The following is an 18,915-nucleotide window of genomic DNA, read 5'->3' as shown; positions in this document are numbered from 1 at the left end:
TCAACGCATTAGCACAAGGGGAAATTTCTCAATCGACGATTAAGGAATCGCTAAGGAATAGGATGGACCCCATGGAGATCCACCAGCTCGAAATGCTGCGGGAGCTTGGCGCGCTGGGAAGCGTCAAGGCCGTCGCCGATACCCTGCTCGTCACACCTTCGGCCGTCTCCCAGCAGCTTGCCCAGCTGCAGAAAAGCGTGGAGGTGCCGCTGACGCGCAAGGAGGGCCGGAACCTGGTCCTCACGGAAGCCGGCCAGGTGCTCGCGGACGCGGGTGCCGCCGTCGTGAGCGCCATGGCCGACGCGCGGATGGCGATCGGCGCGTACCACAGTTCCACCGTGGCGCCGGTGACTGTGTGTGGCTTTCACAGCGCCGGCCAGGCGCTCTTTGCGCCGCTGGCGCGTCTTCTGGACGGGCCGGACAAGCCGAAGGTGCTGCTCTCCGACGAGGACGTGGCGCAGCAGGATTTCCCCGCGCTGACGGCGCGTTACGACCTGGTCCTGGCGCACCGGATGGACCACAGCCCCAAGTGGCCGGAGGAAAGGGTGGCGGTGATTCCGCTGGCGCATGAGCCGCTGGACGTTGCGCTGCCGGCCGGGCACCGGCTGGCCGGCCAGGCGGCACTGACGGCGTCCGACGTCGTCGGCGAGCCCTGGGTGACCAGCCGCGCCGGCTACTCCCCCGCGGACGTGCTGTCCGCCGTCGCCGCCGTGTCCAGCCGGGAGCTGAACATCGTGCACCGGATCAACGACTACTCCACGGTGGCTGCGCTGGTGGCCTCGGGCAGTGTGATCGGCCTGCTGCCGCGCCACACGGCCCGGCCCGTGCTGAACCCGGACATTGTGCTGCGGCCGCTGCGCGGGATCAGCACGCGGCGGCGGATCGATATCCTGGCGCGCCCGGAAAACCTGAAGCGTGCGTCCGTCCGGGTGGTGTGCGAGGCGCTGCAGGACATCATGGCCCGCCTCAGCCACGGTTAAAACGCAACTGGGTCGCAGCTGTTGTCGTTATGAGCCCTCAAAACGACGTTAACTGCGACCCAGTTGGGTTAAAACCCGCTAAACGGTGACCCCGAGCTTCTCCAGGATCAGCTCGCGCACGCGGCCGGCGTCGGCCTGGCCGCGGGTGGCCTTCATGACGCCGCCGACGATGGCGCCGATGGCCTGCACCTTGCCGCCGCGGATCTTCTCCGCGACGTCGGGCTGCGCGGCCAGGGCTGCGTCGATGGCTTCCAGGAGCGGGCCGTCGTCGGAGACGACGGCCAGGCCGCGCTTCTCAACGACCTCGGCCGGGGTGCCTTCGCCGGCGAGGACGCCGTCCAGCACCGCGGAGGCCATCTTGTTGTTGATCTTGCCCGCTTCCACCATCTTGCTCAGCTCAACGATGGTGGCCGGCTCGACGCCCAACTGGCCGGGATCGACGTCGGCGTTCTTGGCGCGGCCCACGATCTCACCCATCCACCACTTGCGCGCCACGGAAGCCGTGGCGCCGGCGGCGATGGTTTCCTCGATCTCGTCCAGCACGCCGGCGTTGACGACGTCGCGGAACTCCAGGTCCGAGTAGCCCCAGTCCTGCTTGAGCCGCTTGCGGCGTTCGGCCGGCGGCTCGGGCAGCGTCGCGCGGAGCTCTTCCACCCATTCCCGGGAAGGAACAACGGGAACCAGGTCCGGCTCAGGGAAGTAGCGGTAGTCGTCGGCGTCGGACTTGGCCCGGCCCGACGTCGTCGTGCGTGTGTCCTCGTGCCAGTGGCGGGTTTCCTGGATCACCGGCTCGCCGGAATCCAGGACGGCGGCGTGGCGCTGGATCTCGTAGCGGACGGCATGCTCGACGGCGCGCAGCGAGTTCACGTTCTTCGTCTCGGAGCGGATGCCGAAGCGTTCGCGGCCGTGCGGGCGCAGCGAGACGTTGGCGTCGCAGCGGACGTTGCCGCGCTCCATCTTGGCGTCCGAAACGCCGAGGTTCTTGACGATTTCACGCACGGCGGCGACGTACGCCTTGGCGAGCTCGGGGGCGCGGGAACCGGCTCCCTCGATCGGCTTGGTGACGATCTCCACGAGCGGAACGCCGGCACGGTTGTAGTCCACCAGCGAGTATTCCGCACCCTGGATGCGTCCGGCGGAGCCGCCCAGGTGGGTCAGCTTGCCGGCGTCCTCCTCCATGTGCGCGCGCTCGATCTCGACGCGGAACACGGTGCCGTCCTCGAGTTCGATGTCCAGGTAGCCGTCATACGCGATCGGCTCGTCGTACTGGGACGTCTGGAAGTTCTTCGGGGTGTCCGGGTAGAAGTAGTTCTTCCGGGCGAAGCGGCAGGATTCGGCGATCTTGCAGTTCAGCGCCAGGCCGATCTTGATGGAGGACTCCACCGCAGCCTTGTTCACCACGGGCAGGACGCCGGGCATGCCCAGATCCACCTCGTTGACGTTGGTGTTGGGCTCATCGCCGAACACGTTGGGCGCGGAGGAGAACATCTTGGTCTTCGTGTTGAGTTCAACGTGGACCTCGAACCCCAGGACGGGATCGTACTTCTCCATGGCTTCTTCGAAGCTCAGGGTCGCGTCAGCGGTCATTATTTTGCCTCCTGGGTTTCGACCAGCTCAACCAACTGCGGTGCCTTGTCCAGCAACGGGCCGCCCCATTTGGCTTCCAGCAGGGATTCCAGGACAGCGCCCACCCGGTAGAGGCGGGCGTCCTCGCGGGCCGGCGCCAGCAGCTGGATGCCGACGGGCAGCCCGTCCTCGTCGGCCAGGCCGCCGGGCAGGGACAGGCCGGGGACGCCGGCCATGTTGGCGGGAATGGTGGCGACGTCGTTCAGGTACATCGCCAGCGGGTCATCCAGTTTCTCGCCCAGCTTGAACGCCGTGGTGGGCGCCGTGGGGGAAATCAGGACGTCGGCCTTGGCGAAGGCGGCCTCGAAGTCACGCTGGATCAGGGTGCGCACCTTCTGGGCGGAGCCGTAGTAGGCGTCGTAGTAGCCGGCCGACAGGGCGTACGTGCCCAGGATGATGCGGCGCTTGACCTCGTCACCGAAGCCGGCGGCGCGGGTGGCGCCCATGACGCGCTCGATGGTCAGCGGCGGCTCCTCGGGGAGCACGCGCAGGCCGTAGCGGACGCCGTCGAACTTGGCCAGGTTGGAGGAGGCCTCGGAGGGCATGATCAGGTAGTAGGCGCCCAGCGCGTACTGGAAGTTGGGGCAGGACACCTCAACGATCTCCGCGCCCGCCTCCTTGAGCAGCTCCAGCGACTCGTTGAAACGGTTCTCGACGCCGGCCTGGTAGCCCTCGCCGTGGAGCTCCTTGATGATGCCGATCTTCATGCCGTCCACGTGGCCGAGGCGCGCCGCAGCCACGAGGTCGCCCAGCGGGTCCGTCAGCGAGGTGGAGTCGTGCGGGTCGTGGCCGCCGATGACCTGCTGCAGCAGGGCCGAGTCCAGGACGGTGCGCGAAACCGGGCCGATCTGGTCCAGCGAGGACGCCATGGCGATGGCGCCGTAGCGGGAGACCCCGCCGTACGTGGGCTTGACGCCAACGGTGCCGGTGACGGCGCCGGGCTGGCGGATGGATCCGCCGGTGTCCGTGCCCAGCGCCAGCGGCGCCTCAAAGGCTGCGACGGCGGCTGCCGACCCGCCGCCCGAACCGCCGGGGATGCGGTCCAGGTCCCATGGGTTGCGGGTGGGGCCGAAGGCCGAGTGCTCGGTGGAGGAGCCCATGGCGAACTCGTCCAGGTTGGTCTTGCCCAGGATCGGCATCTTCGCGGCGCGCAGCTTCTTGACGACGGTGGCGTCGTACGGGCTGTGCCAGCCTTCGAGAATCTTGGAGCCTGCCGTGGTGGGCTGGCCGATGGTGACGATCAGGTCCTTGACGGCGATCGGAACGCCGGCGAGCTCGTGCAGCTCCTCGGCGGCCTGCCCGCCGGCGGCGCGGATGGCGTCCACCTCGGCGGCGACGGCGAGTGCTTCCTCGGTGTTGACGTGCAGGAACGCGTTAACGCCGCGTTCTGCCCCGTCGACTGCGGCGATGCGGTCCAGGTGCGCCTGCGTGACCTCGACGGCGGTGACCTCGCCGGCGGCGAGCTTCGCGGCCAGCTGGGCCGCGGAAAGACGGATGAGTTCCGTGCTGTTAATTTCAGTCATGTTCTAGTCCTCGTCCAGGATTGCCGGGACCTTGAAGCGGTCTGCGTCCGAGTCCGGAGCGCCGGAGAGTGCCTGCTCCGCGGTGAACGTGTGGCCCACCTCGTCCTCGCGGAACACGTTGCTCAGCGGAATCGGGTGCGAAGTAGCCGGAACGCCGTCAGCTGCGGCCTCACTCACGGACTTAACCGCGTCCACGATGACGGCCAGTTCGCCGGCCATCCTGTCCAGCTCTTCAGCACTCATCTCAATGTGCGCGAGCCGCGCTAGGTGCGCGACGTCGTCGCGGTTGATCGCAGCCATGGATCTCCCTGCAAGTTCGGAATGGGTTTCCGAACTAGTCTACTGTCACGTTGCCCTGCCGACTTCCGCCCCCGACAACGCCAAATGGCAGTTCGCGGCGGTGTTTTGCATAAACACTGCCGCGAACTGCCATCTCGCCGTCCGGGGGCCGGCTGGTTTGTTAGTGGATGCCGATGGCGCCGGTCAGGATTCCTACTCCCAGCATGACCAGGGCCACCACTGCGCTGCGCCACAGGACCTTCTTGTGGTGGTCGCCCAGGTCCACCTTGGCCAGGGAGACCAGCAGCAGGATGGCCGGAACCAGCGGGCTCTGCATGTGGAACGGCTGGCCGGTGATGGAGGCGCGGGCCATCTCGGCGCCGCTGATGCCGTAGTGGGCAGCGGTCTCGCTCAGGACGGGCAGCACACCGAAGTAGAAGGCGTCGTTGCTCATGAAGAACGTCATGGGAATGCTGAGCAGGCCGGTGATGACGGCCATGAACGGCCCCATGCTGGACGGGATGATCTGCACCAGCCAGGCGGACATGGCCTCAACCATGCCGGTTCCCTTCAGGACGCCGGTGAGCACCGCAGCGGCCATCACCATGCTCACGACGGCGACGATCGACGGCGCGTGGGCAATGAGCTGTGCGCCCTGGTCCTTGACGTGCGGGAAGTTCACCAGCAGGGCGATGGCGGAGCCCACCATGAAGACGTACGGCAGGGGCACGAGGTCGGCGACGAGCATGCCCATGACGGCGACGGTCAGGGCCAGGTTGAACCACTGCAGCTTGGGGCGCAGGGTCTTGCGGTTGGGGTCCAGGGCGGTGTCCGCCATGGCGGTGTCAGTGTCATCGACCAGGATCTCGGTGCGTTCCAGGACGGCTACGGACGAACCTTCAGGGGAACCGCCGACGGCGGGGCCTCCCGTTGCGGGGACAGGTGCGGAACCACGGCCCGAACCACCGCGGCCGGTGCGGCCGCCGACGGCGGGGGCGCCGCCGTCGAACCCTTCAGCCGTTTCCGGCGTTCCCCAGATCTCCGGCTGGGTGGCGCGGAGGCGGTTGCGTTCCTGCAGGCCGAGGATCCAGGCGAAGACCAGTACGACGGCGAGGCCGGCGATCAGCGAGGGGACCATCGGAACGAAGACGTCGTTGACGTCGATCTTCAGGGCGCTGGCGGCGCGGGCCGTGGGTCCGCCCCAGGGAACGATGTTCATGGTGCCGTTGGCGAGGCCGGCGACGCAGGTGAGGACCACCGGGCTCATCTTCAGGCGGAGGTAGATCGGCAGCATGGCGGCCGTGGTGAGGATGAAGGTGGTGGAGCCGTCGCCGTCGAGGGACACGGCAGCAGCCAGCAGCGCGGTGCCCAGGACCACCTTGGCGGGGTCATTGCCGAGCTTGCGCAGGATGAACCGGACCAGCGGATCGAACAGCCCGACGTCGATCATCAGGCCGAAGTAGATGATGGCGAACATCAGCAGCGCTGCGGTGGAGGTCATGGACTTCATTGAGTCCATGACCATGTCGCCGATGCCGAGGCCGGCGCCTGCGAAAAGACCGAAAACGGTGGGGACGATGATCAGCGCCAGCACCGGCGTCAACTTCTTCGTCATGATCAGCACCATGAAAACCGCGATCATGGCGAATCCAAGTAATACCAGCACAGCCGGCTCCTTCTAAGTGAACAGCACCACCCCGGTGTGATGCGTACTACAGAGGTTAGAGTGGCCCCGGTCACGGCAGTGCCTTTGGCTCAATTGATTGGCATACTGCTTATTGGGAGCATTTTGCGCATTTTGCTCAAACGCCCTGCTGCCAGCCTGAAACCCGTCCTGCAGCCCGTTCGACCTACGTCAGGAGCGCCATGATGAGCCCCGCCGGCAGGCTTCCGCTCAGGTTCTCCACCCAGACCTTGCTGCTGCAGCTGGGCGTGGTTCTGCTCGTTGTGCTCCTCAGCGGCGCGGTGCATGCGTGGCTGACATTCGAACGGCTGGGCCGCGAGGCGGAGAACCAGGCTCTGACCCTGGCCCGGACTGTGGCCTCGGACCCCTCGGTACGCGCCAACGTGCAGGCCATCAGCCGGCAGGCCGGCACTCCCCCGCCCGCGGAGCTGAAGGCCGGCCCGCTGATGGCGGTGGCAGAAGGTGCCCGCGCCCGTACCGGTGCCCTGTTCGTGGTGATCACCGACGAAACGGGGCTGCGGCTGGCCCATCCCGACGCCGACCGGCTGGGTGAGCGGGTCAGCACCGACCCGTCCGAGGCGCTTGCCGGCCGCGAGGTGACCACCCGCAACACCGGCACGCTGGGCCCGTCGGCCGGGGCTAAGGTCCCGGTTTTCGCGCCGGGCGCGGCCTCTGGTGCGGGTTCGGGCCCGGGTCCGGGTCCCCGCCCGGATTCCCGGACCGTCGTCGGCGAGGTGAGCGTGGGTTACTCCACGGAGTCAATCGGGCAGAGCCTGGCCCGGGACATCGTGCCGATCGTGCTGACCGCGGCCGGCTCGCTGGCCGCCGGCGTGCTGGCTTCGTTCCTGCTCCGGCGCCGGCTGCAGCGGCTCACGCTCGGGCTCGAACCCGAGGAGATCGGCGCGCTGGTGCATGACCAGGTGGCGGTCCTGGAAGGGGTGGACGAGGGGGTCGTGGGCCTCTCCGCCGACGGCCGGATCAGCGTGTTCAATGCCGCCGCCCAGCGCCTCCTCGGCCAGCCCGACCTCGCCGGCCAGGTGTGGCAGGACGCCCCGGTACCGGCCCGGCTCAAGGCCCTGACCCTGCCCGATGCCCGCGAGGGCGAGGCGGTGGAACTGGTGGCCGGCGAACAGGTCCTCGTGGCCAGCGCCCGGAAGGCGCTGCACCGCCGCGAGGACCTGGGCTGGGTGGTCATGCTGCGCGACCGCACCGAACTCCAGCACCTGACCCGTCAGCTCGACGCCGTGGGGACTATGTCCACCGCCCTGCGCGCGCAGCGGCATGAGTTCGCCAACCAGCTGCACACCATCGCCGGGTTCATGAGCATTGGCCAGCACCAGCAGGCGCGCGACTACCTTGAGCGACTGGCCGCCACTGGCCCGCTGAAGTTCCCCGTGGACCAGGCCGAACTGCTGCAGGACCCGTACCTGCAGGCGTTCATCGGTGCGAAGGGCGTGGAGGCCGACGAGCGCGGGGTATCGTTGCGGATCGGGCCGGAAACGCTGGTGCGCGGCCAGGTGACGGAGCCGCAGGACGTCACCACGGTACTCGGAAACCTCATCGACAACGCCGTCAACGCCGCAGTGGCCGGCGCCGCCGCCGACCGCTGGGTGGAGCTTGAGCTGCTGGATGAGCCGGGCGACGGCGGCGGTACCCTGCACGTCGTCGTCGCCGATTCCGGGGACGGGCTGACGGACGGCGGCAATCCGGAGGCGGTATTCGCGGAGGGATTCACGACGGCGGCCGGCAATGGTCTCCGGGGGCCGGTCCGGGCCGGGGGCGGCCAGGGCCTGGGCCTGGCCCTGGCGCGCCAGCTGGCACGGCGGCGCGGAGGCGACGTCACGGTGCTGGAGCTGGGGAACGTCGGCGGCCCGGGCGCCGTGTTCATGGCCACACTGCCGGGCACCACGACGGCAACAACCCCGGCGCGGAAAGACTGATGAAGACCGGACAAGACTGATGCAGACCGGACGGAAGGACGAGGATGTCTGAGGATTTCAGGGTGCTGATCGTGGATGACGACTTCCACGTCGCCAAGCTCCACGCGGCCTATGTGGATTCCGTGGCAGGGTTCCTGGCGCTGCCGCCGGCGGGTTCGGCGTCGCTGGCGCTGCAGTCCATCCACAGCCTGCGCCCGGACCTGGTGCTGCTGGACGTGTACCTGCCGGACGCGTCGGGGCTGGATCTTCTGCATCAGCTGGACGTGGACACGATGATCCTCAGTGCGGCATCGGACGCCGCGTCGCTACGGACGGCTTTCCGGCGCGGCGCGCTCGGGTACCTGCTCAAGCCATTCACGGCCGAGTCGCTGTCCCAGCAGCTGCGCTCCTATGCCAGGTACCGGCGGATCCTCGGCCAGCCGGGCGCCGTGGACCAGGAAACCGTGGAGCGGGCGAAGCGGGCGCTCATTCCGGGCGACGTCTCTCCGTCGGCGAAGCCGAGGTCCGCGACGGAGGCGGCGGTGCTGGAGTCGCTGATTCCCGGCGAGCAGTATTCGGCGGCCGACGTCGCAGGACGGGTTGGCGTGTCCCGGGCCACCGCGCAGCGGTACCTGTCCTCGCTGGCCGACGACGGCGCCGTCGAGATCCAGCTCCGCTACGGCACTACCGGCCGGCCCGAGCACCGCTACGGCCTCCCGGCTTCGTAAAGCGCCACGACCTAGCGCGAACTGGCAGCTAATGCCCTCAAAATGCGGATTTGGGGGCATCTGCTGCCAGTTCGCGCGTGGTGGGGAGGCTAGCTGGCGCTCTTCTGGGCGACGAGTTCAATCTCCACGAGCATTTCCGGGTCCAGGAACGGCAGCACGTGGACCAGCGACAGCGTCGGGCGGATCTCGCCGAAGACTTCGCCGTGCGCACGGCCGGCGTCCTCCCACTTGCTGATGTCCGTCAGATACAGCTTCGACTGCACGACGTCGGCGAGCGCAAATCCGGCGTCCGCCAGGACGGTCTCCAGCTTCTCCAGGATGAACTGGGTCTGCTCGTAGAAGTCGCTTCCGACAATGCCGTTCTCGCCGCTGGCAGAGGTGGCCGAGATGTAGAGCGTGTTGTCCACCTGGACAGCGCGGGAATAGCCGAGCTTCTGTTCCCAGACCGAGCCGGTGCCAAACGTCTTGCGCATGCTGCTGCGCCTTTCACTAGGGGTTTTAAGTCGGCTCCACTCTAGGCGGGCTGGACGTCCAGCCTGAAAACCAGCAGCTTTATGTCGGTGCCGGGCACATACCAGTCGCGCTCGGGCGCCCGCCGGAAACCTGTCTTCCGGTACAGCCCGTGGGCGCTCTCCCAGTCCCCGCCGGTGGTCAGTGCCACGGCACGGATCCCGTCCAGCGATCTGGCGTGCGCAATGATCGCTTCGACCATGGCACGGCCGGCGCCGCTGCGCTGCACGGCCGGATCCACCACCAGCATGCGGAACTCAAGTTCGTCGTCCAGCGCGATATCGGCATACTTCTCACCGGCCAGCGCCAGAGTCACCGAGCCGACGATCGTGCCGGCGCGCTCCGCCACCCAGATGGTGGCCCGGTCGGCACGGGTGGCCACGTCCTGGATCTGCTTCATGTACGGATGGTCCGCGGTCTCGAAGTAGCCGGCCGCCAGATAGGCGTCCCGGGTAATGCGGGCGATGGCCGCAAAGTCGGCGGGGACGGCGGGACGGACGGTGATCTGCGGCTGCACCCGTCAATGGTAGTGCCGGCTAACCGATGCGCCCTGCGAAACAGCTGTTTCCGTGACTGATCTATCACGTTCCCGACAGTGTTTCCGGCCGCGGTCCGGCGAAGTTCCAGCGACCTTGCCGAAGGGTCCCGGAGAGGCTTCCGGTGTTACGCAGCGAGGCTCCGGAAGGCTTCGAATAACCCGACATTGCGCCTTTCTTGCGGCGGATTTCCGGGAGTTTCGGCATGCGACCCGCACACTGGCGGCACGCATCAGGGACGTGTTTAGTGGTGTCCACCCACCCGCACCGCCAACCGAGGAGGATCCCCATGCCGCCGCACTTAAACCATCCGAAACGTCCCACCCGCCGCCAACTGCTGGCCTGGGCCGTTGCGCTTCCCGCCATTGCCGCCCTGACAGCCTGCAGCGTCCAGGCCACTGCAGCCGGGGAAACAGACTCTGATGCGCTGAAGGCGCCGCTGGCTTCCGAAGTCCCGGCCGGCACAGAATTGGTGGTGGGCGATCCGACCACGCAGGTGGCGCTGGAGCTGTCCGGCGAGATCGACAATTTCACTTTCCCCATCAAGTTCGCCAATCTGTCCGGCGGCCCCCAGACCACGGAGGCGTTCCGGGCCAAGGCCCTCGACGTCGGCTCGGTGGCGGACATCCCGCCGATCCACGCAACATGGACTGGCCTGGACGTGAAGATCGTCGCCAGCCAGTACCGGGCCGACGCGGTCCGGTTCCCCGTCTACGAACTTGGCATCGCGCCGAAGGCGGGAATCAGCAGCCTGGCCGACCTTCGGGGAAAGAAAATCGCCTACAGCCCGGGCCAGGCGCAGGGCGCCCTGGTCCTGCGGATTCTGGAAAAGGCGGGGCTCAAGCAAACCGACGTGAAGCTCGTGGAGCTGCCCAGCACCGGAGACGTCTATCCCACCGCGCTGGCGGCAAAACAGGTTGACGCCGCGCCTTTGGGCGGGGTCAACATCAAGCGTTACCTGGCCAAGTACGGCGGCGAAGGTGCCACCACCATCAGGCACGGCCTCCGCGACGATCCCGGCCACCTGTACGCTCCCGTCCAGGTGCTGCAGGACCCGGCTAAGGCGGCCGCCCTTCGCGAATACGTGCAGCGCTGGGGTGCCGCGCAGCGCTGGATCGAGGACCACCCCAAGGAGTGGCGCGACGGATACTACGTCCGCAACCAGAATCTGGGCGCCGAGGACGGCGACTACCTCATCAAGGCCGCCGGGCGGAAGGACATCCCCACCTCGTGGACGGAAGCCATCGCCCGGCACCAGCAGACCATCGATCTGCTGGCGCGGGAACAGCAAAAACCGCAGTTTGACGCCCACAAGCTCTACGACACACGGTTTGAATCCATCGGCGGCACCGCTTTCGCAGGTGCGGGCGCCTCGCCGGCAGCGTCGGCCGCCACTCCATCTACGGCGGCCACCGGAGCCAAGCCGTGACCGCTACCGTGCTGGTGCGGAAACTGGCCGCAGGCGCTGCACGAACCACCCACGCCTCCGGTCAGCCGGGCCGAGGACCCGGCGGCGGGGAGGAATTTGGCCCGTCCAGGGCTGCCGACCGCCGCCCGCTGACCAGGCGGCTGGGCCCTGGACCGCGGCGCCGGTTCGCCGCCCTCGCCGGCCCCGCACTGCTTCTGGCCGCCTGGTGCTTCGCCTCCGGCACGGGCCTGCTTGACCCGCGCATCCTCTCCGAACCCTGGACCGTCGTCGCCACCGCCGGCGAGCAGCTTGCCTCCGGGAAACTGCAGGAGCACCTGGGCATCTCGGCGCAGCGTGCGGCCCTGGGGCTGTTCTTCGGGATCGTCCTCGGCGTCGTCCTGGCCCTGGCTGCCGGGCTCAGCCGCGTCGGGGAGGCTCTGGTGGACGGACCCGTGCAGATCAAGAGGGCCATCCCGTCCCTGGCGCTCCTGCCCCTGCTTGTCCTGTGGTTCGGGATCGACGAGACCATGAAGGTCCTCACCATCACCCTCGGCGTGTTCGTTCCGATCTACCTGCAGACCCACGCCGGACTACGCAGTATCGAAACCAAATATGTGGAGCTGGCCCAGACAGTGCGGCTGAGCCGCCTGGCCTTCATCAAGAAAGTGGTGCTGCCGGGGGCCCTGCCCGGGTTCTTTCTGGGCCTGCGCTTCGCGGTCACCGGCGCCTGGGTCTCCCTCGTCGTCGTCGAACAGATCAACTCAACCAGCGGCATCGGCTACATGATGGAGCTCGCCCGCACGTACGGCCAAACCAACATCATTGTCCTCGGCCTCGCCGTCTACGGGATCCTCGGGCTCCTCTCGGACGGCGCCGTCCAACTCCTGCAACGAAAGGCACTGTCATGGCAACTAACGATGGCCGGCTGACCCCAAACGCCGAAACGGCAACGGTCAGCGTGCGCGGCCTCGTCCGCGGCTACGGACCGAAGGGCGTCCTGAACGGTGTGGACCTGGACATCGCCCCCGGCGAGTTTGTGGCGCTCCTGGGCCCGAGCGGCTGCGGCAAGAGCACCCTGCTCCGGGCCCTGGCAGGGCTGGACCATGAGGTGAGCGGAACCGGAACCGTCACCGTTCCCGCCAAGGTCTCCGTTGTCTTCCAGGACTCCAGGCTGCTCCCCTGGGACTCAGTGCTGGGCAACGTCACCCTCGGCCTGCAGGATCACGACGCCGAGGAACGCGGCCGCCGTGCGCTCGCCGAAGTGGGACTCGCCGGACGCGAACGGGCCTGGCCCCATCAGCTCTCCGGCGGGGAACAGCAGCGCGTTGCACTGGCCAGATCCCTGGTCCGCGACCCCGAACTGCTGCTGGCGGACGAGCCCTTCGGGGCGCTGGATGCACTGACCCGCCTCAAGATGCACAGCCTGCTCGCGGACCTGGTGGCTGCCCACCAGCCTGCCGTGCTGCTGGTCACCCACGACGTGGATGAGGCTATCGCGCTGGCGGACCGCATCGTGGTGCTGGACCACGGCAAGGTGGCGCTGGAACGCAAGGTTATCTCGGGAACCAACCGCGCTCCGGACGACGCCGGCTTTGCGGGCCTGCACGCCGACCTGCTGGGAGCCCTGGGCGTAAACCGCCACCGCGTAGAAGCCGCCGCCTAGAAACCGCTGCTTGGAAACCCACAGCCCGGCAGCCCACGCCACGGCACCCCGACACCCCAGACACTTCGAAAAGGACCGCACCATGAGCACCCCAGACCGCACGCTGCACCTGAACGCCTTCCTCATGAGCACCGGACACCATGAGGCATCCTGGCGGCTGCCGGAAAGCAACCCCCTGGCAGGGACCGATGTCCGTCACTTCCAGAACCTCGCCGCCATCGCCGAACGCGGAAAGTTCGATTCCGTGTTCTTCGCCGACTCCCCCGTCATCTTCGGCGATGTGGGCCGGCGGCCCGCCGGACGGCTGGAGCCCACCGTGCTCCTGACGGCCCTGGCCGCCGTCACGGAGAAGATCGGCCTGATCGCCACGGCCTCCACAACGTACAACGATCCCTACAACCTGGCGCGGCGTTTCGCCTCGGTCGACGTGGTCAGCGGCGGCCGCGCCGGCTGGAATGTGGTGACGACGGCGGGCCCTGACGCCGCCCGCAACTTCGGCATCGATGACCAGCCGTCCCATGCAGCACGCTACGAGCGGGCGGCTGAGTTCCTCGATGTGGCCGGCAAGCTGTGGGACAGCTGGGACGATGACGCCGTGGTCGCGGACAAAGAGTCCGGGGTCTGGGCCGATCCCGGCCGGGTCAGGCCCATCAACCATGCCGGCAAGCACTTCAGTGTGCAGGGGCCGCTGAACGTACCGCGCTCCCCGCAGGGCTATCCGCTGCTGGTTCAGGCGGGCTCGTCCGAGGACGGCAAGGACCTCGCGGCCAGGTATGCCGAGGCGGTGTTCACCGCCCAGCAGACCCTTGAGGATGCGCAGGACTTCTACTCTGACCTGAAGAGCCGTGCCGCCGCAGCGGGGCGGGATCCGGAGGGGATCAAAATCCTCCCGGGCATCGTGCCGGTGATCGGATCCACCGAAGCCGAGGCCCGGAGCCTGGACCAGCAACTCGAGGACCTCATCAAGCCGGAATACGCGAGGGCCCAGCTGGCAAAGGCTCTGCGAGTGGATCCTGACGATCTTGCCCTGGACCGCCAGCTCCCGGCAGATCTTCCCAACGAGGATGAGATCGAGGGCTCGAAGAGCCGGTACACGCTCATTGTCCAACTGGCCCGCCGGGAGAACCTGACCGTCCGGCAGCTGATCGCCCGGCTCGGCGGCGGGCGCGGGCACCGGACCTTCACGGGGACGCCGGAACAGGTGGCGGATGCCATTGAGCTGTGGTTCCGGAACGGGGCCGCGGACGGCTTCAACATCATGCCGGCGGTGCTTCCGTCCGGGCTGGAGACGTTCGTCGACCACGTGGTCCCGGTGCTCCGGGCAAGGGGCCTGTTCCGCACTGGGTACACGGGGAACACGCTGCGCGAGCACTACGGGCTGGAGCGGCCCCTGAACCGGTACTCCGGCGCGCCCGCCGTAGCGGGAGTGGCAGGCGCATAACCGCAGCGCTTTGTTTTCGGTATGGACCTGCAGGGTTGGCGGGACCATAATGCCTGCACCGCACCATCCGATGGAGTGCACAACCCATTGAAGTGCACCACCCGGAGGACTTCGCAGCGCATCGGAACGAAGGGAAATCCCATGAACGAGGAAGGGGCTCCGCGACTCGCTGTCGTTCAGCCCGGTCAGGGACGGGAAGCACCGCTCGGCGGCATCGGCGTCGTGTTCAAGCTCTTTGGCGAGGACACAGATCAAAAACTCTCGATCGTGGAACACCCGTTTCCGGTCGGTGCGCTGGTGCCGCCGCATATCCACACCCGTGAGGATGAATACTCCATCGTGATTGAGGGGGAGATAGGATTCCGGTCCGGTGACCGCGAGGCGGTCCTGGGTGCGGGCGGGTACATCACCAAGCCACGGAATGAACTACACACCATGTGGAACGCGGGCAAGGTGCCTGCCCGGATGATAGAGGTGATAAGCCCGGCCGGGTTTGAGCACTTCTTCTGGGGGCTTGCCAACCACATCGAAGCCGGGCTCCCGGACCCCGAGACGATCGAGAAACTCGCGGCCCACTTCGGCCTGCGCTTCGCTGAGGCGCCCTGGCTGCCGGACATTATTGCGCGCTACAACCTGACTCCGCCGCGCATGTGAACCACAAGCCCGGGCCGTAACTGGCCCGGGCCCCGGCGGAGCACCCGGCTAGAGCGGGAACTTGCCGGACATCTCCAGCGTGCCCGCGCAGGTCCAGGCTGACAGCCGTTCCTCGGCGGAGGGCCCGCCGTCGAGCGGGCTGGTGAGCCGCGGCCGCCGCACCCAGCAGCCGGCTTCTTCGGCCACCAGCGCACCCGCGGCGAAGTCGTGCTCGTTCAGGCCCCGCTCACCGAAGGCATCGACAGTTCCGTCGGCGACCATGCACAGGTCCAGGGCAGCTGAGCCGAGCCGCCGCACGTCCGCAAAGCCGTCCACGAAGCCGCCCAGCGCCGCGAACTGTTCCGCGCGCACCTCCGGGTCATAACTGAAGCCGGTGGACAGGATCTGGCCGGTGCGGCCGGGAACCGGACCGGTGAGCTGCACCCGCTTCCCGTCCTGTTCCAGCCACGCGCCCTGGCCCTTGGAGGCGTAGTACACGCGGCCCAACGCGGGTGCATGCACGACGCCGGCCAGCCATGCGCCGTCGGCATCGGCAACAGCCACGGAGGTGGCGTAGTAGACGATGTTGCGGATGAAGTTGGTGGTGCCGTCAAGCGGATCGATGGACCACCGCAGCCCGGTCGGCTTCTCGGGACGTGTGGTTCCGTGCTCCTCGCCGGTAATCGCGTCACCCGGGCGCGCGGTGCGGATGGCCGTGCGCACGGCTTCCTCCGCGGCTACATCGAAGGCCGTGACCCAGTCGCCGGCTTCGCCCTTGTTGCTGACCGTCCCTGTGTCCAGGGCGCCGTTGCTGCGCCCGGCAAGGACCCCGGCGCCGGCGGCCGCGGCGGCCCTGGCCACGTCGAGGAGCCCGGTCACGTCCACGGGGTCAGTTGAAACTTGCGTCATTCGGAATCCTCCTGGTCGCCGGAATCGGCGGTTGCCTCGGGGTCGTCAGGTTGGTCTTCCCCGGCAGGCGCCGGGCCGGTGGCCAGCAGCTCCCGGAAACCGTCCTCGTCCAGGACAGGCACGCCCAGCTGCTCGGCCTTGTCCCGCTTGGTGCCGGCGTTGTCACCGGCCACCAGATAGCTGGTCTTCTTCGACACCGACCCTGCCGCCTTGCCGCCGCGGACCAGGATGGCCTCCTTGGCCTCGTCGCGGCTGAAGCCTTCCAGGGTTCCGGTGACCACCACGGTCAGCCCCTCGAGGGTGCGCGGAGTGGACTCGTCCCGCTCATCCTTCATCCGGACCCCGGCGGCCGCCCAGCGGTCGATGATGTCGACGTGCCAGTCCTCGGCAAACCATTCCTTGAGAGCTGCGGCAATGGTGGGGCCGACCCCGTCCACGCCCGCGAGCTCCTCCTCGGAGGCCTGCCGGATGGCGTCCATGGTGCCGAAGTGGTTGGCCAGGGCGCGCGAGGCCCGGGGACCGACGTGCCGGATGGACAGCGCCACCAGGACGCGCCACAGCGGCTGGGTCTTGGCCTTTTCCAGTTCGATGAAGAGCTTCCCGGTGGTGGCCGTCGGTTTTGAGGGCGTCTTGGCCGTGCCCTTGCTGTAGAAATACGGCACGAGCTCGAACTCGCCGGTGGGAACACTCTTGGACCGCTTCTCGCGCCGGATCCTGACAGGTTCCAGGTCCTCCGGCGTCAGGTCGAAAAGGGCCGCTTCGCTGACCAGCGGCGGGACCTCAGGTTCCGTCGGCTGGGTCAGTGCGATGGCGGCCTCCCAGCCGAGGGCCTCAATGTCGAACGCTCCCCGGCTGGCCACATGGAACACGCGCTCACGCAGCTGCGAGGGGCATGACCTGGCATTGGGGCAGCGGATGTCCACGTCCCCTTCCTTGCCGGGAGCAAGGGGCGTGCCGCAGGACGGGCATTCCGTGGGCATCACAAAATCCCGCACCGGCGGATCCTGCTGGTCCCGGAGTGCCAACACCGGGCCGACGATCTCCGGAATCACGTCGCCGGCCTTGCGCAGGACCACGATGTCGCCGATCTTGACGCCCTTGGCCTTGACGACGTCCTGGTTGTGCAGGGTGGCCATTCCCACGGTGGAGCCCGCGACCTTGACCGGCTCCATGATCCCGAACGGCGTGACCCGGCCGGTGCGGCCGACGTTGACGGCGATGTCCAGCAGCTTGGTGTGCACTTCCTCGGGCGGGTACTTGTACGCGACGGCCCACCGCGGAACGCGCGTGGTGTAGCCCAGGGCGCGCTGGGTGGCGAAGTCGTCGATCTTCACCACGATGCCGTCGATCTCGTGGAGCAGGCTGTGCCGCTTGTCCCCGTATTTCCCGATGAATGCCAGCACCTCGGCCGGGCTGCCGAGAACCTCGAAGTACGGGCTGACCGGCAGTCCCCACTCCGCCAGGAGCCGGTAGGTCTCCGACTGGCTGGCAGCCTGAAGGCCCTCGCGGGCTCCGATCCCGTGCACGAACATCTGCAGCGGGCGCTTGGCGGTTTCGGCCGGGTCCTTCTGGCGGAGCGAGCCGGCCGCGGCATTGCGCGGGTTGGCCAGCGGAGCCTTGCCCGCCTCAATCAGGGCCTCGTTGAATTCAGCGAACGCTTTGGACGGGATGAACACCTCGCCGCGGATTTCCACCTCGGCGGGAAAACCGGTGCCGCTAAGCTGCTGCGGGATCTCCTTGATGGTGAGCACATTGTGCGTGATGTCCTCGCCGGTGGTGCCGTCGCCGCGGGTTGCGGCCCGGACCAGCCTGCCGTCCCGGTAGAGCAGGTTGACGGCGAGGCCGTCGATTTTCAGCTCGGTCAGCCAGGCGGCATCCGGATTACCGGACTTGGCAACCCCCGCCTCCGCCTTGGCGATCCAGGCCTGCAGTTCCTCGATGGAGAACACATCCTCCAGGCTGTACATCCGCTGGAGGTGTTCGACGGCGGCAAACGCCGCGGACGCTTCCCCGCCAACCTCCTGGGTGGGCGAATCATTGGAGACGAGTTCCGGATGCAGCGCCTCGAGTTCCTCCAGCCGGCGGAAGAGCGTGTCGAACTCGGCATCGGAGACGAGGGGCTCGTCCTCCTGGTAGTACGCGAAGCGGTACTTCCGGACGAGGTCCGCCAGGTTCTCGTACTCATCCCGTACCGACCCGGAGGGAATGGCTTCCGGCTCAAGCTGGTCAGTTCCGGTGGCTGCGCTGTCTGTGCTCGATATCTGCTCTGTGGGGCCTGATGGTGTGCTCACAGACCTATCTTGCCTTACGGCCCGGACATTTTGCCGAGCCGGCAGGCCTCCCGTGCCGGTAAAAGCCCTACCAGTGACCGGGGCGGTTGCGGCTCCACAGTGCGAAGGCCAGCCCGCCCAGACCCACCAGCAGGACGCCTCCCATGACGGCGAACAGGCCGAAGATGCCGATGCCGGAGCCCTTGTCCGCGACTACGATGGCGGCGGCCTGGCTGGCCTGGACAGGGGCGGGGATAGGTTTGGTCCAGCTGGACTCGGACGCCGGGGTGGAGGACGACGGACCGGGGGTGGCGGAGGCAGAGGTGACGGGAACCACCGCGGGTGTCGCCACCTGCACCGCAGCGGGCGCCATTCCGCTATCCGCCGTCGGCGTGGCCACAGCTGTAAGGCTCGGGGCCGGCCGCGCCGGTGCCGGAGCAACGCGCGGCGCCGCCGGCGCCACGGGCTGGACAGGGGCCGGAGCGGGGGCCGGCGCAGGTGCCTTCCGCGCCGGCGGTGCCGGAGCAGGCGTCGGCGCGGGAGCCGCCGTCGCTGTCGGAGCCGGTGAACCGGACGACGGCGGGGCGATGGGTGCCGGCGACTCGGTGCACTGTTGCCCGGGCAGGCAGGCCGCCTGCGCCGCTCCGGCGGCGCCGGCCGCAAGCGTGAAAGCCAGCACGGCAGCAGCAGTTCCGGGCAGCAGCGCGTCCCGCAGACGGGTGATTCGGATCATGGGAGTACCTTTGCAGCCGCGCAGGATGCTCCCGCGCCGAGTTTTGTCCCGGGTATCTTCCTACAGTCCCGCG

General features: G+C 68.0%; 17 protein-coding genes. 8 read left to right on the top strand and 9 right to left on the bottom strand.

What is annotated here, in order from left to right:
* The first annotated feature begins 71 nt into the window (after positions 1-71).
* A complete protein-coding gene (locus ACFQ50_RS03480; protein ID WP_377994127.1) occupies positions 72-980 on the top strand; it encodes a LysR family transcriptional regulator in 909 nt (302 codons plus the stop codon).
* A gap of 78 nt (positions 981-1,058) precedes the next feature.
* Here ACFQ50_RS03480 and gatB read toward each other — a convergent pair whose 3' ends face one another.
* From gatB to ACFQ50_RS03460, 4 genes are all read right to left on the bottom strand, one after another.
* Entirely contained in the window at positions 1,059-2,567 is a 1,509-nt protein-coding gene (gatB, locus tag ACFQ50_RS03475; protein ID WP_377994126.1) for an Asp-tRNA(Asn)/Glu-tRNA(Gln) amidotransferase subunit GatB, read from the bottom strand.
* Positions 2,567-4,129, bottom strand: a complete 1,563-nt coding sequence (gene gatA, locus ACFQ50_RS03470; protein WP_377994125.1) for an Asp-tRNA(Asn)/Glu-tRNA(Gln) amidotransferase subunit GatA — start codon at positions 4,127-4,129, stop codon at positions 2,567-2,569. Before gatA ends, gatB begins: the two co-directional genes overlap by 1 nt.
* Before the next feature lie 3 nt (positions 4,130-4,132).
* Entirely contained in the window at positions 4,133-4,429 is a 297-nt protein-coding gene (gene gatC, locus ACFQ50_RS03465) for an Asp-tRNA(Asn)/Glu-tRNA(Gln) amidotransferase subunit GatC (protein ID WP_377994124.1), read from the bottom strand.
* 160 nt (positions 4,430-4,589) lie between these two features.
* A complete protein-coding gene (locus ACFQ50_RS03460; RefSeq protein WP_377994123.1) occupies positions 4,590-6,074 on the bottom strand; it encodes a CitMHS family transporter in 1,485 nt (494 codons plus the stop codon).
* A 200-nt stretch (positions 6,075-6,274) separates the two neighbouring features.
* Between ACFQ50_RS03460 and ACFQ50_RS03455 the strand changes: the two genes are divergently transcribed.
* Both ACFQ50_RS03455 and ACFQ50_RS03450 read left to right on the top strand, forming a co-directional pair.
* Entirely contained in the window at positions 6,275-8,032 is a 1,758-nt protein-coding gene (locus ACFQ50_RS03455) for an ATP-binding protein (RefSeq protein ID WP_377994122.1), read from the top strand.
* Positions 8,033-8,076: 44 nt separating this feature from the next.
* Entirely contained in the window at positions 8,077-8,739 is a 663-nt protein-coding gene (locus ACFQ50_RS03450; protein ID WP_377994121.1) for a response regulator, read from the top strand.
* An 89-nt stretch (positions 8,740-8,828) separates the two neighbouring features.
* On the opposite strand, the gene ACFQ50_RS03445 is transcribed toward ACFQ50_RS03450, so the two are convergent.
* Both ACFQ50_RS03445 and ACFQ50_RS03440 read right to left on the bottom strand, forming a co-directional pair.
* Positions 8,829-9,212 (bottom strand): RidA family protein, encoded by a 384-nt coding sequence (locus ACFQ50_RS03445; protein WP_377994120.1) that lies wholly within the window; start codon positions 9,210-9,212, stop codon positions 8,829-8,831.
* A gap of 41 nt (positions 9,213-9,253) precedes the next feature.
* On the bottom strand, positions 9,254-9,766 hold the full coding sequence (locus tag ACFQ50_RS03440) for a GNAT family N-acetyltransferase (RefSeq protein WP_377994119.1): 513 nt from the start codon (positions 9,764-9,766) through the stop codon (positions 9,254-9,256).
* Between the two features lie 308 nt (positions 9,767-10,074).
* On the opposite strand from ACFQ50_RS03440, the gene ACFQ50_RS03435 reads away from it, so the two are divergent.
* From ACFQ50_RS03435 to ACFQ50_RS03415, 5 genes are all read left to right on the top strand, one after another.
* Positions 10,075-11,214 (top strand): ABC transporter substrate-binding protein, encoded by a 1,140-nt coding sequence (locus ACFQ50_RS03435; protein WP_377994118.1) that lies wholly within the window; start codon positions 10,075-10,077, stop codon positions 11,212-11,214.
* A complete protein-coding gene (locus ACFQ50_RS03430; protein ID WP_377994117.1) occupies positions 11,211-12,122 on the top strand; it encodes an ABC transporter permease in 912 nt (303 codons plus the stop codon). The genes ACFQ50_RS03435 and ACFQ50_RS03430 overlap by 4 nt, the downstream gene beginning before the upstream one ends.
* Entirely contained in the window at positions 12,098-12,856 is a 759-nt protein-coding gene (locus tag ACFQ50_RS03425) for an ABC transporter ATP-binding protein (protein WP_377994116.1), read from the top strand. Before ACFQ50_RS03430 ends, ACFQ50_RS03425 begins: the two co-directional genes overlap by 25 nt.
* Before the next feature lie 82 nt (positions 12,857-12,938).
* A complete protein-coding gene (locus ACFQ50_RS03420; RefSeq protein ID WP_377994115.1) occupies positions 12,939-14,297 on the top strand; it encodes an LLM class flavin-dependent oxidoreductase in 1,359 nt (452 codons plus the stop codon).
* A 141-nt stretch (positions 14,298-14,438) separates the two neighbouring features.
* On the top strand, positions 14,439-14,951 hold the full coding sequence (locus tag ACFQ50_RS03415) for a cupin domain-containing protein (RefSeq protein WP_377994114.1): 513 nt from the start codon (positions 14,439-14,441) through the stop codon (positions 14,949-14,951).
* 48 nt (positions 14,952-14,999) lie between these two features.
* Here the strand turns inward: ACFQ50_RS03415 and ACFQ50_RS03410 are convergent, their stop codons facing one another.
* The 3 genes from ACFQ50_RS03410 to ACFQ50_RS03400 form a co-directional block, all read right to left on the bottom strand.
* Positions 15,000-15,839, bottom strand: a complete 840-nt coding sequence (locus ACFQ50_RS03410) for an inositol monophosphatase family protein (protein ID WP_377994113.1) — start codon at positions 15,837-15,839, stop codon at positions 15,000-15,002.
* Complete coding sequence (ligA, locus tag ACFQ50_RS03405) at positions 15,836-18,100, bottom strand: NAD-dependent DNA ligase LigA (RefSeq protein WP_377994208.1); 2,265 nt, start codon at positions 18,098-18,100, stop codon at positions 15,836-15,838. The genes ACFQ50_RS03410 and ligA overlap by 4 nt, the downstream gene beginning before the upstream one ends.
* A gap of 97 nt (positions 18,101-18,197) precedes the next feature.
* A complete protein-coding gene (locus tag ACFQ50_RS03400) occupies positions 18,198-18,842 on the bottom strand; it encodes a hypothetical protein (protein WP_377994112.1) in 645 nt (214 codons plus the stop codon).
* Between the last annotated feature and the right edge of the window lie 73 nt (positions 18,843-18,915).

Origin of the sequence: Arthrobacter sp. NPDC056493, assembly GCF_042795115.1 — a bacterium.
In the GTDB taxonomy this organism is placed as follows: Bacteria; Actinomycetota; Actinomycetes; order Actinomycetales; family Micrococcaceae; genus Arthrobacter.
This window is presented reverse-complemented; position numbering and strand designations above follow the sequence as displayed.